This is a genomic window from uncultured Sphaerotilus sp. (assembly GCF_963924895.1).
Classification (GTDB): domain Bacteria; phylum Pseudomonadota; class Gammaproteobacteria; order Burkholderiales; family Burkholderiaceae_C; genus Sphaerotilus.
This window is the reverse complement of sequence record NZ_CAWURG010000012.1, coordinates 25,145-40,174: the sequence shown is the minus strand read 5'-3', so window position 1 is coordinate 40,174 and position 15,030 is coordinate 25,145. Positions and strand designations below refer to the sequence as shown.

At 67.7% G+C, this 15,030-nt stretch carries 13 protein-coding genes; 2 read left to right on the top strand and 11 right to left on the bottom strand.

Annotated elements, in window-relative coordinates; genetic code table 11:
- The first annotated feature begins 84 nt into the window (after nucleotides 1–84).
- Together AABN02_RS04350 and AABN02_RS04345 are read left to right on the top strand one after the other, a co-directional pair.
- A complete protein-coding gene (locus AABN02_RS04350) occupies nucleotides 85–915 on the top strand; it encodes an urease accessory protein UreD (protein WP_338413694.1) in 831 nt (276 codons plus the stop codon).
- A gap of 98 nt (nucleotides 916–1,013) precedes the next feature.
- Complete coding sequence (locus AABN02_RS04345; protein WP_338413693.1) at nucleotides 1,014–2,306, top strand: patatin-like phospholipase family protein; 1,293 nt, start codon at nucleotides 1,014–1,016, stop codon at nucleotides 2,304–2,306.
- Here the strand turns inward: AABN02_RS04345 and AABN02_RS04340 are convergent.
- From AABN02_RS04340 to gyrA, 11 genes are all read right to left on the bottom strand, one after another.
- Entirely contained in the window at nucleotides 2,284–2,625 is a 342-nt protein-coding gene (locus AABN02_RS04340) for a DUF655 domain-containing protein (RefSeq protein WP_338413692.1), read from the bottom strand. The two genes, AABN02_RS04345 and AABN02_RS04340, sit on opposite strands and share 23 nt — an antisense overlap.
- Before the next feature lie 129 nt (nucleotides 2,626–2,754).
- Nucleotides 2,755–3,906, bottom strand: a complete 1,152-nt coding sequence (gene lapB / locus AABN02_RS04335) for a lipopolysaccharide assembly protein LapB (protein WP_338413691.1) — start codon at nucleotides 3,904–3,906, stop codon at nucleotides 2,755–2,757.
- On the bottom strand, nucleotides 3,896–4,219 hold the full coding sequence (locus AABN02_RS04330) for a LapA family protein (RefSeq protein ID WP_338413690.1): 324 nt from the start codon (nucleotides 4,217–4,219) through the stop codon (nucleotides 3,896–3,898). The genes lapB and AABN02_RS04330 overlap by 11 nt, the downstream gene beginning before the upstream one ends.
- Nucleotides 4,220–4,262: 43 nt before the next feature.
- On the bottom strand, nucleotides 4,263–4,565 hold the full coding sequence (locus tag AABN02_RS04325; protein WP_179632597.1) for an integration host factor subunit beta: 303 nt from the start codon (nucleotides 4,563–4,565) through the stop codon (nucleotides 4,263–4,265).
- Nucleotides 4,566–4,603: 38 nt separating this feature from the next.
- On the bottom strand, nucleotides 4,604–6,319 hold the full coding sequence (rpsA, locus tag AABN02_RS04320) for a 30S ribosomal protein S1 (protein ID WP_338413689.1): 1,716 nt from the start codon (nucleotides 6,317–6,319) through the stop codon (nucleotides 4,604–4,606).
- An 80-nt stretch (nucleotides 6,320–6,399) separates the two neighbouring features.
- Nucleotides 6,400–8,439 (bottom strand): bifunctional 3-phosphoshikimate 1-carboxyvinyltransferase/cytidylate kinase, encoded by a 2,040-nt coding sequence (locus AABN02_RS04315; protein ID WP_338413688.1) that lies wholly within the window; start codon nucleotides 8,437–8,439, stop codon nucleotides 6,400–6,402.
- 40 nt (nucleotides 8,440–8,479) lie between these two features.
- Entirely contained in the window at nucleotides 8,480–9,361 is an 882-nt protein-coding gene (locus AABN02_RS04310) for a prephenate dehydrogenase/arogenate dehydrogenase family protein (RefSeq protein ID WP_338413687.1), read from the bottom strand.
- Between the two features lie 16 nt (nucleotides 9,362–9,377).
- Entirely contained in the window at nucleotides 9,378–10,475 is a 1,098-nt protein-coding gene (pheA, locus tag AABN02_RS04305; protein ID WP_338413686.1) for a prephenate dehydratase, read from the bottom strand.
- 31 nt (nucleotides 10,476–10,506) lie between these two features.
- Nucleotides 10,507–11,607, bottom strand: coding sequence for a 3-phosphoserine/phosphohydroxythreonine transaminase (gene serC / locus AABN02_RS04300; protein WP_338413685.1), 1,101 nt, complete (start codon nucleotides 11,605–11,607; stop codon nucleotides 10,507–10,509).
- A gap of 47 nt (nucleotides 11,608–11,654) precedes the next feature.
- Nucleotides 11,655–12,242, bottom strand: a complete 588-nt coding sequence (locus tag AABN02_RS04295; RefSeq protein ID WP_338413684.1) for a DUF2059 domain-containing protein — start codon at nucleotides 12,240–12,242, stop codon at nucleotides 11,655–11,657.
- The gene (gene gyrA / locus AABN02_RS04290) at nucleotides 12,242–14,923 is read right to left on the bottom strand and encodes a DNA gyrase subunit A (RefSeq protein WP_338413683.1); all 2,682 of its coding nucleotides are present in this window, start codon (nucleotides 14,921–14,923) and stop codon (nucleotides 12,242–12,244) included. The genes AABN02_RS04295 and gyrA overlap by 1 nt, the downstream gene beginning before the upstream one ends.
- Nucleotides 14,924–15,030 lie beyond the last annotated feature (107 nt).

Here is a 15,030-nt window from a genome sequence, read left to right as displayed (position 1 = left end):
AGCCGCCGGCCCTCGGGCCACCAGAAAAACCGCCGCCTTCGTGGCGGTTTTTTTTCGTCTTTGTCACCGCCTCCACCTTGCACCATGAGCTGGCTCGGACACCTGAACCTTCAATACTCGCTGGACGGTCGCCGCACCATCGCGCTGGACCGGCACCACGGCCCGCTGCGCGTGCTGCAGCGCCTCTACCCGGAGGGCGAAGCGGTCTGCCACCATGTGCTGGTGCATCCGCCGGGCGGCATCGTCGGTGGCGACGTCCTGGAAATCAACGCCGAACTCGCTGCCGGCACCCACGCCCTCATCACCACGCCGGGCGCCACCCGTTACTACCGCAGCGCCGGACAGACCGCCGTGCAACAAGTGCAGGCCCGGCTGGAAACGGGTGCCCGGCTGGAGTGGCTGCCGATGGAGACCATCGCCTACCGGCAGTGCATCGCAGAAAACCGCTTGCGCTTCGACCTGGCTCCCGGCGCCGAGATGATCGGATGGGATCTGCTGGCCCTCGGCCTGCCTGCAGCGAATGAACACTGGGACCGCGGTCGCTATACCCAGCGGCTGGAGTTGCCGGACGTCTGGCTCGAACAGGCCGTGATCGACGCCGCAGACCGGCGCCTGCTGGACAGCCCCGTGGGCTGGGCCGGCCGCCGGGTGCTGGGGACGTTGTGGTTCACCGCCGGCACGGCGCTGCCGAATGACCAGCGCACCGACCTGCTCGACCGTGCGCGGGACGCCATCGGTGCTTCCACGCTGGCGGGTCTGGCCGGTGCCACGGCGCCGCATGCACGCACCGTCGTGCTGCGCGTGCTGGCGGACCGGGTGGAACCGGCGATGCAACTCCTGGTCGCCGTGCGCAATGCCTGGCGGGCCTCGGCGTGGCAACTCGAACCCCATGCCCCGCGCATCTGGCGCACCTGACGCCCACGGGTTCCCGCAGCCAATCCGAATCGGATTGCGCTGCCGAAATCGGTGATTTCCGCGCCGCCGGGTGCGAGCCCGCTCGATAGACTGCACGCATGGACAGTCCATCCCCCCCACCGCCCCCAGCACCCGGCCGCATCGGACTCCTGCTCACCGGCGGCGGCGCCCGGGCGGCCTACCAGATGGGCGTGCTCAAGGCCATTGCCCGCATCGGCCGGGAAGCCGGAGCGCCACGGAGCAGCCCGTACCAGGTGATCGCAGGCACGTCCGCCGGCGCCATCAACGCGGCTGCGCTGGCCTGCCAGGCGGACCGGTTCGACGCCGCCGTGAGCGAGGTGGTCGACATCTGGTCGCAGTTCCGCTCCGAACAGGTCTACCGGACCGACTCGCTGGGGATCATCCGCACCAGCGCGCCCTGGCTGACGATGATGTCCTTCGGGTGGGCGCTGCACCGGTGGCGTCGCGCACGGCCGCGCTCGCTGCTCGACAACAGCCCGCTCGAAGCGCTGCTGCTGCGCATGGTGCGCTTCGACCGGCTGCCGCGGCTGATGGCCGATGGCCACCTGCATGCGCTGGCCGTGACCGCGTCCAGCTATTCCAGCGGCGAACACGTCACCTTCTACGAATCCGGACAGGACATCGCCCCCTGGACCCGTTCGCATCGGCTGGCGGTTCGCACCCGACTGGGCGTGCGGCATCTGCTGGCCTCTTCCGCCATTCCATTCGTGTTTCCGGCGACTTCGCTGCCCGTGAATGACCGGGTCGGATGGTTCGGGGACGGCTCGATGCGACAGGCCGCCCCCATCTCGCCCGCCGTCCACCTGGGCGCCGAGCGGATATTGATCGTCGGTGCAGGCCGCATGCACGAACCGCCGGGCGGTCACCAGGACATCAGTGGCTACCCCAGCGTCGCACAAATCGCCGGGCACGCGCTGTCGAACATCTTTCTGGACGCACTCGCGGTGGACATCGAGCGGATGCAGCGCATCAACAACACGCTGGCGCTGTTGTCGCCCGAAGCGCTGGCCCGCACTCCGCTGCGCCCGATCGAAGCACTGGTGATCGCGCCCAGCCAGCGCCTGGACGACCTCGCCGGGAAGCACCTGGACAGCCTGCCCCGCACCATCCGCGCGCTGCTGCGGGGCGTCGGCGTCACCGGTCAAGGTGAAACGGCACGGGGCGCGGCGCTCGCCAGCTACCTGCTGTTCGAGTCCGGCTACACCCGCGAGCTGATTGCCCTCGGTGAAGCCGATGCCCAGGTGAAGCGCAACGAAGTGCGGGCCTTTTTCGGCTGGGACCGCAGGGCCGGCGCCCTCGCAGTGACACCGCACCCGGCCATGGAGCCGCCGCCCGAAACCGCCCGCCTTACTTCTTCTTCTCGGACTTGAGTTCTGCGGCCGGCACGGTGGCCGCCGCGACTTGGGCACCCACCGCCCGCTCGAAGGTGCTGCCGTTGACCGTCAGCCCGCCGGTGGAATACTTGGCCGCCGTGGCCTGCTTGACCCCCTTGACGCGCTCCATCACGTCGGCCCAGTCCTTGAACGGCGCCTTCTTGCGCTCGTCCAGGATCTTGCCGGACATGGCCGGTCCGATGCCCTTGACGGCCTCCAGCTCGGCCTGGCTGGCCTTGTTGATGTCGGCCGCGGCCAGACAGGTGGCCGCAGCCAGGCTCAGCACGACACTCAGGATTTTCCGGATCATCTGCATGGTGGTTCCCCTTGGTGGTCATGGGCACATGGATTCATGTGCACGACATGCAGGGTCACGATACGGACGGCGGGCATCGCCCACATCCCCCGCAAGGGTCACACCGATGGGGGATGGCCCCGGACGGATTCAGTGGTCTTCGAGACGGCGCGGCGGGAAGGTGTCCCAGCCGTGGCAGCCGGGGCACTGCCAGAAATACTGCTGCGCCTCGAAGCCGCAGGCGGCGCAGCGGTAACGCTGCAGGGGCTTCAGCGCCTGCGCGACGCTGACCTGCACTGCCTGCAACTCCTGCACATCCAGCGGCTCGCGGCCGTGCTCGCGCAGCAGGCTCAGCGCCGGACCAAGTCCGGGCTGCACCTGCAGGTGCGTCAGCAGCAGCTGGCGGCGCGACTGCGCGTCGCCATCGAGCTTGAGCAGCGCCGCCAGCAGGTCCGAGGTCGGTGCCCGCGCATGCAGCTCGCGCAGCACGGCCCGCGCCTCGTCGCCACGGCCGCAGGCCAGCGCGCTGGCCGCCAGTTCAGTGGCGATCACCGACAGCGCGCCAGGGTGCACGCTGGCGAGCGGCAACCACCAGCCCAGCGCCTGGTCATGCTGGCCGAGCCTAGCGCAGCGCTGACCCGCCAGCACCAGCGGTCGGGCGGCCTGGGGTGCCACCTGGCGGGCCTTTTCCAGTGCAGCCAGCGCGTCATCGCTCTGCCCGCGGGCGTCGGCTTCGAGCGCCAGCTCGCAGTCGTAATGGGCGATGCGCTGGCTGAAGGAACCCGCTGCGACCGTCTCCAGCCCGCGGGCCACTTCGATCGCGGACTTCCAGTCGCGCGAGCGCTCGTGCAGCGTCAGCAGCGCCAGACGGGCGTCCGTCGCGAACGCGGTGCCTTCCAGCGCCTTGTAGGCAGATTCGGCGCGGTCGAACAGGCCAGCCTTGAGGTAGTCCTGCGCCAGGGCATGCTGCGCGCGGTCGCGCTCGGCGGCGGGCAGATCGGCCCGGGCGAGCAGGTGCTGGTGCACGCGCACAGCCCGCTCGTACTCGCCGCGGCGGCGGAACAGGTTGCCGAGCGCGAAGTGCAGGTCCGAGCTGCCGGGGTCATGCTGGACAGCTTCGATGAAGGCGTCGATGGCCTTGTCCTGCTGTTCGTTGAGCAGCAGGTTGAGGCCCTTGAAGTAGGCCCGGGGCGAGGACTCGGCGTCACGCCGCCATTGCCGCAGATCGAAGCGGGACGCCAGCCAGCCGAAGCCGAAGGCCAGCGGCAGGCCCATCAGCAGCCACTGCAGGTCAAATTCCATCGCGCGGGGAGGCACTCAGCGGCACATCGGGCACCACGGGCAGGCTCGCGGCCGCAACCACCGTGTCAGCAGCCGACTTCGCAGGCGCGGGGCGGACAGCATGGCGGCGACGCTGTCGCCACCAGTTCGGCGTCATGGCCAGCACGCCAAAGACGGCGCCAGCGGCAAAGACCACCAGCACCAGCAACACCATCGGTGCGCGGAACTCGAAGCCGAAAAACCATTTGAGTTGCACTTCGTGCTGATTGTTCAGCGCAAAGGCAAAGAGGACGAAGAAAACGGCGGCTCGAAAGAGCCAGGAGAGGAATCGCATGGCGATGCGATTCTAGTGCGCGGCAGCGCAGCGCAGGGACCGCTCAGCCTTCAGCACGGTCGGCGGAGGGCTGGTCGACAGCCTCGCGCAAGGCCTTGCCCGGCTTGAAATGCGGAACGAGCTTCTCGGGAATGGTGACCGGCTCGCCGGAGCGGGGATTGCGCCCCACCCGCGGCGGCCGGTGGCTGATCGCGAAGCTGCCGAAACCACGGATCTCGATGCGGTGACCTTTTCCGAGCGCGTCCGACATCGCGTCGAGCATCGTCTTGACGGCGAACTCGGCATCACGGTGCGTGAGCTGGCCAAAACGATTGGCCAGCAGGGTGACGAGGTCGGAGCGGGTCATGCAGCGAGGGTCGTGGTGTTCAGCAGGCGTTCACTTGATCAGTTGCCCTGGTCCAGCTTGGCCTTGAGCAGAGCGCCCAGGCTGGTGGTACCAGCGTTGCCAACCGTTTCGCGGTTGTCCACGGACAGGCGCTGCAGGGCTTCCTGCTGCTCGATGCTGTCCTTGGCCTTGATCGACAACTGGATCGAACGCGTCTTGCGGTCGATGTTGATGATCATGGCGGAGACATCGTCGCCTTCCTTCAGCAGGTTGCGGGCGTCTTCGACACGCTCGCGGGCCAGCTCGGAAGCGCGCAGGTAGCCGGTGACTTCCTCGCTCAGCTGGATCTCGGCGCCACGGGCGTCGACCGTCTTCACCTTGCCGACGACCGTCATGCCACGGTCATTGATGGAGGTGTAGTTGGTGAACGGGTCGGCGTCGAGCTGCTTGATGCCCAGCGAGATGCGCTCGCGCTCGACATCGATGCCCAGAACGACGGCTTCGACTTCCTGGCCCTTCTTGAAGTTGCGCACAGCCGCTTCGCCAGTCTCGTTCCAGCTCAGGTCGGACAGGTGCACCAGACCGTCGATGCCAGCGGCCAGACCAACGAACACGCCGAAGTCGGTGATCGATTTGACGGGGCCCTTGACCTTGTCGCCACGCTTGAAGTTCTGCGCGAACTCGTCCCACGGGTTGGCACGGCACTGCTTCATGCCCAGCGAGATGCGACGCTTGTCTTCGTCGATCTCCAGAACCATGACTTCGACCTCGTCGCCCAGGGCAACGATCTTCGAAGGCGCGACGTTCTTGTTGGTCCAGTCCATTTCGGAGACGTGCACCAGGCCTTCGATGCCCGGCTCGATCTCGACGAACGCGCCGTAGTCGGCGATGTTGGTGACCTTGCCGAACAGGCGGGTGCTCGACGGGTAGCGACGCGACACGCCGTACCACGGATCGTCGCCCATCTGCTTCAGGCCCAGCGAGACGCGGTTCTTCTCGGCATCGAACTTCAGGACCTTGGCGGTCAGTTCCTGACCAACCGTCACCACTTCGCTCGGGTGACGGACACGGCGCCACGCCATGTCGGTGATGTGCAGCAGGCCGTCGATGCCACCCAGGTCCACGAACGCGCCGTATTCGGTGATGTTCTTGACCACGCCGTTGACGAAGGCACCTTCGCGCAGCGTTTCCAGCAGCTTGGCGCGCTCTTCGCCCATCGAAGCTTCAACCACAGCACGGCGCGACAGCACGACGTTGTTGCGCTTGCGGTCGAGCTTGATGACCTTGAACTCCATCGTCTTGCCCTCGTACGGGCTCATGTCCTTGACCGGACGCGTGTCGAGCAGCGAGCCCGGCAGGAAGGCGCGGATGCCGTTGACGAGGACCGTCAGGCCGCCCTTGACCTTGCCCGACACGGTGCCGGTCACGAAGTCGCCGGACTCCAGTGCGGTTTCCAGCGACAGCCACGAGGCCAGACGCTTGGCCTTGTCGCGCGACAGGATGGTGTCGCCGTAGCCGTTTTCGATGGCATCGATGGCCACCGACACGAAGTCGCCGACCTGGACTTCGAGTTCGCCCTTGTCGTTCTTGAACTCTTCCAGGGGAACGTAGGCTTCGGACTTCAGGCCGGCGTTGACGACGACGAAGTTGTGCTCGATGCGGACGACTTCTGCCGAGATCACTTCACCAGCGCGCATGTTGGAGCGCTGAAGCGACTCCTCGAACATCGACGCGAAGGAATCCATGCCGAAATCGGCCATAGCTGCTTGGGACATTGGGGACTTTCTGCACCGGGACACCCCGGCGGCGGGTGCCACTTCCGTGGCGGGGTTAGGTTGCTGGTCCGCGCGGGGCGTCAGTGGGCGGGCGCCGACGTGGCCTCGAACGGTTGTCTCGCGTTCCACCAGACCACCAACTGCTGCATCGAAGCCTCGATGCCCAGTTGCGAGTTGTCCAGCAAGAGCGCGTCTTCGGCCGGCTTCAAGGGGGCGGTGGCGCGGGTTCTGTCCCGCTCGTCGCGCGCCTCCAAGTCGGCTCGAAGGTCTTCGAGACTAGCAGGAATTCCCTTGGAAATCAATTGGTTGTGGCGCCGCTCGGCGCGCGCAGCGGCCGTCGCGGTGAGGAAGATCTTGAGCCGCGCGTCGGGAAAGATCACCGTGCCCATGTCGCGCCCGTCGGCCACCAGCCCCGGCAATTGGCGGAAGTCGCACTGCAGATCGAACAGCGCCGCCCGCACCGCCGGCCAGGCCGAGATCTGCGAAGCCATCGTGCCCACCGCCTCGTCGCGCAGGTCGTCGCTCACGTCCTCGTCCGCCAGCAGCACGCGCACGCCCTCGAAGCGCAGCGCCATCGAGCGGGCGATCGCCGCCAAACCCTGTTCGTCCTCGGCCGACACGCCCGAACGCCGGGCGGCCAGCGCCGTGACGCGGTAGAGCGAGCCGGAATCGAGCGTGTGGTAGCCCAGCCGGTCGGCCACGCAGGCGGACAGCGTGCCCTTGCCCGACGCGGTCGGCCCGTCGATGGTCAGCACGGGAATGTCCGCCGGCCGAGCGGTGACCACCGAGAACAGCGCCTCGAAGTAGTCCGGGAAGGTCTTGGCCACGCACTTCGGGTCGAGGATACGCACTGGCACCGCGTGCTCGCCGTCGCCGGTCGGGTTCAGCCGGTTGAACGCCGCCAACGACAGGCACATCGCCATGCGGTGGTCGTCGTAGGTGTGGATGGCGGCCGGCTGGAAGGTCGCCAGCGGCTCGACGCGGATGTAGTCGGCGCCCTCCTCCACCGTGGCGCCGAGCTTGCGCAGCTCGCAGGCCATCGCGGCGATGCGGTCGGTTTCCTTCACGCGCCAGCTCGCGATGTTGCGCAGCGTGCTCGGGCCGTCGGCGTAGAGCGCCATCACGGCCAGCGTCATCGCTGCATCGGGGATGTGGTTGCAGTCAAGGTCGATCGCCTTCAAGGGCCAGGCGCCGCGGCGGATCTCCAGCGCATTCGGCTCGGCCCGGACCACTGCGCCCATCGCCTCGGCCGCCTCGACGAAGCGGATGTCGCCCTGGATCGACGCCGCGCCCACCCCTTCGATCCGCACCGGCGCGTCCACGCCCGCGATGGCGCCCAGCGCGATGAAGTAGGACGCCGACGACGCATCGCCCTCGACGTGGACTTCGCCCGGCGTCACATAGCGGCTGCCGGCGGGGATGACGAAGCGCTCCCAGCCGTGGCGCTCGACCGCGATGCCGAAGCGCTGCAGCAGGTTCAGCGTGATCTCGATGTAGGGCTTGGAGATCAGCTCGCCAACCACCTCGATCGTCACTGCCCGGTCGGTCGCGGCCAGCGGCAAGGCCAGCAGCAACGCGGTCAGGAACTGGCTCGACACATCGCCGCGCACGCGCACCGGCGCATCCAGCGTCAGCGCGCCACCCGCCACGCGCAGCGGCGGATAGCCTTCGACCCCCAGACACTCGACGACTCCGCCCAGCCCGCGCAGCGCGTCCACCAGATCGCCGATCGGCCGCTCGTGCATGCGCTTGACGCCACCGAGCGTGAAGACCGTGTCCGCCACCAGCGTCGAGATCACTGACAGCGCCGCGGTCAGCGGGCGCATCGCGGTGCCGGCGTTGCCGAGGAACAGCTCGGCCTCGCACACAGCGGGACGACCGGAAAATCCAGTGATGCGGGTGTGGCGGCCGTCTTCCTCGATCGTGCAGCCGAGCGTGCGCAGCGCGTCCAGCATCACGCGGGTGTCGTCGGAGTCGAGCAGATCGACCAGCGTCGTCGTGCCCTCGCTCAGGCCGGCCAGCAGCAGCAGGCGGTTGGAGATGCTCTTGGAGCCGGGCAGGTGCACCGTGCCGGCAGCGTGTCCGAGTGGCGGGAGGTCGAGGAAGGGAATCGAATACATGGCGCGGAGCAGGAACAGCGGGCGGGTTCAGCAGGCAGGGTCAGCGGGCCGTGGCCGGACGGGCATTCATCTGCCAGCCGGCGCGGCCATCGGAGGCGGTGCGGATGAGGTCTTCGAGCGCCTCGGTGTTGCCCGAGCGCATGACCACCTCGAAGGCGTCGAGCGCGTGGCGCAGGCGCTGCGACTGCTTGAGGATCTCCTCGCGGTTGCTCAGCAGGATGTCGCGCCAGACGTTCGGATCGCCCGCGGCGATGCGGGTGAAATCGCGGAAACCGGGCCCGGCCAGCGACAGGAACTCGCGCCCCGCCGGCTGCGCCAGCATCGCGTTGAAGTAGGCGAAGGCCAGCAGGTGCGGCAGGTGGCTGACGGCGGCAAACGCGGTGTCGTGGTTCTCCGGCGTCATCCGCAGCACCTGGCAGCCGATCGCGGCCCACACGTCGGTGGCCTTCTGCACCATCACCGGGTCGGTCTGCGCCAGCGGTGTGAGGATGACCTGCTTGCCCTGGTAGAGCTGCACATCGGCGTGCTCCACCCCCGCGACTTCCTTGCCGGCAATCGGATGCGCCGGCACGAAGCTGCCGATGCGCTCGCGCAGCACGCGCCGCGCCACGTCCACCACATCGCGCTTGGTGCTGCCCACGTCCATGAAGAGCGTGCCCGGCTCGACCATGTGGCGGATCGCCTTGAACGTTGCTTCGCTCGCGGCGACCGGCACGGCGATCAGCACGATGTCCGAACCCGACACCGCCAGCAGCGCCGACTCGGCCGCGATGTCGATCACGCCCATGCGGCGTGCGCGCTCCACCGTGGACGGCGACTTGCTGTAGCCCACCACGCGCTGCACCAGCCCGGCCCGCTTGAGCGCCAGCGCGAAGCTGCCGCCCATCAGGCCGCAGCCGATCACCCCCAGTTGATTGAACATGGTGTCCGTGCCGTACTCAGTGAACGTCGATCGGGTAGGTGCCGAGCACCTTGAAGAAAGCGCAGGACTCGCGCAGCTCATGCAGCGCGGTCTGCACCGCGGGCTGGTTCGGGTGGCCCTGCAGGTCGATGAAGAAGTAGTACTCCCACTGCCCGGAGCGCGCCGGGCGCGACTCCAGCCGGCTCATCGACACGCCGTGTTTCTTCAGCGGCGCGAGGATGTCGTACATGGCGCCGGGGCGGTTTTCCACCGAGACGACCAGGCTGGTGCAGTCGTGGCCGGACGCCTGAGGAGCCGGGTGGCGCAGCGGGTCGGTGACGATGGCGAAGCGGGTGCGGTTGTGGGTGTCGTTCTGGATCGCCGGGGCGACGACGTGGACACCGTATTCGCTGGCCGCGCGCGTGCTGGCGATGCCGGCGATCGACGGGTCCAGCGCCGCCAGCCGCGCGCCCTCGGCGTTGCTCGACACCGGGCGCCGCTCGGCGTGCGGCAGGTGCAGCGACAGCCATTCATGGCACTGCGCCAGCGCTTGCGGGTGGGCGCAGACCGCGGTGATGCCGTCGAGCGCGTTCTCCTTGCGCAGCAGGTTGTGGCGCACGAACAGGCTGGTCTCGCCGATGATGAACAGCGGCATGGTCAGGAAGATGTCCAGCGAGCGGGCGACCATGCCCTCGGTGGAATTCTCGACCGGCACGACGCCGAAGTCGGCCACACCCGCCGACGTGCTGCGGAACACCTCGTCGATGCTCGCGCACGGCACGCGCACGATGGACGAGCCGAAGTAGCCGAGCGCCGCTTCTTCGCTGAAGGTGCCGGCCGGGCCGAGGTAGGCGACGCGGGTCGGGGTTTCCAGCGAGCGGCAGGCGGACATGATCTCGCGCCAGATCGGAGCAACGCTCTCGTTCTTCAGCGGGCCGGGGTTGCCGGACTTCAGGCCGTCGATGACCTGCGCCTCGCGCTCGGGGCGGAAGACGACCGAGCCTTCCTTCTTCTTGATCTCGCCGACCTCCAGCGCCAGCCCGGCGCGGCGGTTGAGCAGCGCGAGCAGCTCGCGGTCGAGGGCGTCGATCTTGTCGCGCAGCTCCGGCAAGGTGGGCAGGGTCGGCGTGGTCATGGCGATGGTCTCGTCGTGTTGTTCTGTCGGTTCAGCCGTTCGCGGCGGCAAATTCGCGCAAGTAGGCCACCAGTGCCTGAACGCCAGCCAAAGGCATGGCGTTGTAGACCGAGGCCCGCATCCCGCCGACGCTCTTGTGGCCCTTGAGCTGCAGCAGGCCGCGCGCCTTCGCCCCGGCCAGGAACGCCTCGTTGCGCGATTCGTCGCGCAACTGGAAGGGCACGTTCATGCGCGAGCGGCAGGCGGGGTCGATCCGGTTGACGTAGAAGCCCGCGCCCTCGCCGTCCAGATAGCCATAGAGCAGCTCGGCCTTCTCGACCGCGCGGCGCTCCATCTCGGCCACGCCGCCCTGGCGCTTGACCCACTGGAACACCAGCCCGGCGATGTAGATGCCGTAGGTCGGCGGCGTGTTGTACATCGAGGCGTTGTCGGCGACCGTCTTGTAGTCGAAGGCGCTCGGGCAGACCGCCAGCGCGTGGCCGAGCAGGTCCTCGCGGACGACCACGATCGTGACCCCTGCCGGGCCGATGTTCTTCTGCGCACCCGCGAACGCCAGACCGACCTTGGACCAGTCGATCGTGCGCGACAGGATGTGCGACGAACAATCGATCACCAGTGCGGCGTCGCTGCCCAGCGCCTGCAGGTCCGGCAGCGTCTGGAACTCGACGCCGTGGATCGTCTCGTTGCTGCAGACATGCACGTAACGCGCCCCCGGCCGCAGCGCCCAGCTGGCCGGGTCGGGCATGGTCAGGTGACCGCCCTCGGCATTGCTGGCGATGACCTTGGCGTCGCAGTAGCGCAGCGCTTCCTTGGCCGACTTCTGCGACCAGGAGCCGGTGATGACGAAGTCCGCCTGCCCGCCACGCGACAGGTTCATCGGCACGATCGCGTTCTCGGCCAGCCCGCCGCCCTGCATGAACAGGATGCGGAAGTTCGCCGGCACCGCCAGCAATTCGCGCAGATCGGCCTCGGCCGCTTCGGCGATGGACATGAATTCGCGGCCGCGGTGGCTCATTTCCATCACGCCCATGCCCGAGCCGTGCCAGTCGAGCATCTCGGCCGCGGCTTGGTGCAGAACTTCCTCGGGCAACGCCGCCGGACCGGCGGAGAAGTTGTAGGGGCGCTGGGACATCGTCAACTCACAGGCAGGACTAGGGAGGCCAGGGGGAACGGCGTGGCTTACTTCTTGGCCGGTGCGGAAGCACCCTTGGCCGGCGGCGGCACGCCCAGACGCGTGCTGACACTGCGGTCCAGCGCCTGCAGCTTCGGCTCGACCAGCGAACGCGTCTCGGCGACCAGCTTCTCGGACAGGCCCTTCTGGATCTCGGGCGTGAGCTGCTGGTAGCGGCGGATCACGGGCGACTCCAGCCAGCTCACGAGCTGCTTGAGTTCGTCCTCGGTGAACTTCTCTTCCAGCAGCGGGCCCATCACGCCCGGCGCCAGCTTCAGCGCCTTGTCGCGCAGCAGCGGGTTGGTTTCCTCGACGTACTTGCGGATGTCGGCCTGGATCTCCTTGGCCATCGCCTCGCGCTTTTCGGGTGCGATGCGGGTCTGGAGCACCTGCCCGGCCTGCTGCATCAGTGCCATCGCCGGCTGCTCGACCAGGCTGCGGGCGATGCCCTCGACCCCGCCCTGCTGCAACTGCACCACCTTGGCGACCAGCTCCTTCTTGGCGGGGCTGGTCTCGGCCGCGACCAGGGTCGGGGCGGTCATCAGCACACACAGGGCGCCGGTCGTCAGCGCCGAGCGCCACAGATTGGAAGTCATCAAACGCTCTCCCCGGCGGTGTCGCCGGCATCGGTTTCAGGATTGTCGGAATTGGCGGGATCGGTGTCCGGGGTGGCGTCGGCAGCGGCTTCGACCGCAGCGTCGTTCTCGACGATGCGCTGCAGGCCCGACAGCTTGGAGCCTTCGTCCAGCGCGATCAGCGTCACGCCCTGGGTGGCGCGGCCGAGTTCGCGGATCTCCGACACCCGGGTGCGCACCAGCACGCCGCGGTCGGTGATCAGCATGATCTCGTCGGCGGAGCGGACCAGCGTCGCCGCGACCACGCGGCCGTTGCGCTCGGTCTGCTGGATGGCGATCATGCCCTTGGTGCCGCGGCCGTGGCGGGTGTACTCGACGATCGAGGTGCGCTTGCCGTAGCCGTTCTCGGTGGCGGTGAGTACGCTCTGGGTCTCGTCCTCGGCGACCAGCATCGCGATGACACGCTGGCCTTCTTCGAGCGCCATGCCGCGCACACCACGCGCCTGCCGGCCCAGCGGACGCACGTCGTTCTCGTCGAAGCGCACCGCCTTGCCGCCGTCGCTGAACAGCATCACGTCGTGCGCACCGTCGGTCAGCGCGGCGCCGATCAGGTAGTCGCCCTCGTCCAGGTCCACGGCGATGATGCCGGCCTTGCGCGGGTTGCTGAAGTCGTCCAGCGCTGTCTTCTTGACCGTGCCACGGGCCGTGCACATGAAGATGTAGTGGTCGGCGGGGAAGCGGCGGTTGTCGCCCGTCAGCGGCAGCACGACGGTGATCTTCTCGCCCGGCTGCAGCGGGAACATGTTGACGATCGGCTTGCCGCGGCTGGCGCGCCCGCCCTGCGGCACTTCCCAGACCTTGAGCCAATACACGCGGCCGCGGTCGCTGAAGCACAGGATCCAGTCGTGCGTGTTGGCGATGAAGAGCTGGTCAACCCAGTCGTCGTCCTTGGTCGCCGTGGCCTGCTTGCCGCGGCCGCCGCGCTTCTGCGAACGGTATTCGGCGAGCGGCTGGCTCTTGATGTAGCCGGTGTGCGACAGCGTCACGACCATGTCGGTCGGCGTGATCAGGTCTTCGGTGCCGAGTTCCTGCACGTTGTGCTCGACCACCGAGCGGCGCGCGCCGACCTTGGTCTGGCCGAACTCCAGCTTCAGCGCGGTCAGCTCCTCGCTGATGATGAAGGTCACGCGCTCGGGCTTGGCCAGGATGTCGAGCAGGTCGGCGATGACGGCCATCACGTCCTTGTACTCGCCGATGATCTTGTCCTGCTCCAGCCCGGTGAGGCGTTGCAGGCGCATCTGCAGGATCTCACCGGCCTGGTCGTCCGACAGGCGGTAGAGGCCGTCGGGTTGCATGCCGTAGTGCTCGGGCAGGCCTTCCGGGCGATAGGCCTGGCGGCCACCCAGCGTGCCGGCCTCTTCAGCGCGGGCCAGCATGTCGCGCACGAGCTGCGAATCCCAGCTCTTGTTCATCAGCGCAGCCTTGGCGACCGGCGGCGTGGGCGAGGCCTTGATGATCTGGATGAACTCGTCGATGTTGGCCAGTGCCACGGCCAGGCCTTCGAGCACGTGCCCGCGCTCGCGCGCCTTGCGCAGCTCGAACACCGTGCGGCGCGTCACCACCTCGCGGCGGTGCTCCAGGAAGATCTCCAGCAGCAGCTTCAGGTTGCACAGGCGCGGCTGACCGTCGATCAGCGCGACCATGTTCATGCCGAAGCTGTCCTGCAGTTGCGTCTGCTTGTACAGGTTGTTCAGCACCACCTCGGGCACTTCACCGCGCTTCAGCTCGATCACCACCCGCATGCCGGACTTGTCCGACTCGTCCTGGATGTGGCTGATGCCGTCGATCTTCTTCTCGTGGACCAGTTCGGCGATGCGCTCCAGCAGCGTCTTCTTGTTCACCTGGTAGGGGATCTCGTCGACGATGATCGACTGGCGCTGCCCGCGGTCGATGTCCTCGAAGTGGACCTTGGCACGCATCACGACGCGGCCACGGCCGGTGCGGTAGCCCTCGCGCACGCCACTGACGCCGTAGATGATGCCGGCGGTCGGGAAGTCCGGCGCCGGGATGATCTCCATCAGCTCATCGATGCTCGCCTGCGGGTTGTTCAGCAGGTGCAGACAGGCGTCGACCACCTCGTTGAGGTTGTGCGGCGGGATGTTGGTGGCCATGCCGACCGCGATGCCGGACGAGCCGTTCACCAGCAGGTTGGGCAGCCGGGCGGGCATCACCAGCGGCTCTTTTTCGCTGCCGTCGTAGTTGGGGCCGAAGTCGACCGTCTCCTTGTCCAGATCGGCCAGCATTTCATGCGCAATCTTGGACAGGCGGATTTCGGTGTACCGCATGGCCGCGGCGTTGTCACCGTCGACCGAGCCGAAGTTGCCCTGGCCATCGACCAGCATGTGGCGCAGCGAGAAGTCCTGCGCCATGCGCACGATCGTGTCGTAGACCGCCGTGTCGCCGTGCGGGTGGTACTTACCGATCACGTCACCGACGATGCGGGCAGACTTCTTGTAGGGACGGTTCCAGTCGTTGCTCAGTTCGTGCATCGCGAACAGCACGCGACGATGCACCGGCTTGAGTCCATCGCGCGCATCCGGAAGCGCCCGACCGACGATCACGCTCATGGCGTAATCCAGATAAGAGCGGCGCATCTCCTCTTCGAGGCTGATGGGCAGTGTTTCTTTGGCGAATTGAGTCATGCGGTCAGGGTCCCAGCGCGGACGATCGAGCCCTGCATTCTACGAGCCACGCAATGTCGCCACCACGCAACAGACTCTTTGGACGGCGTCCTCCGGCCTAACGATCC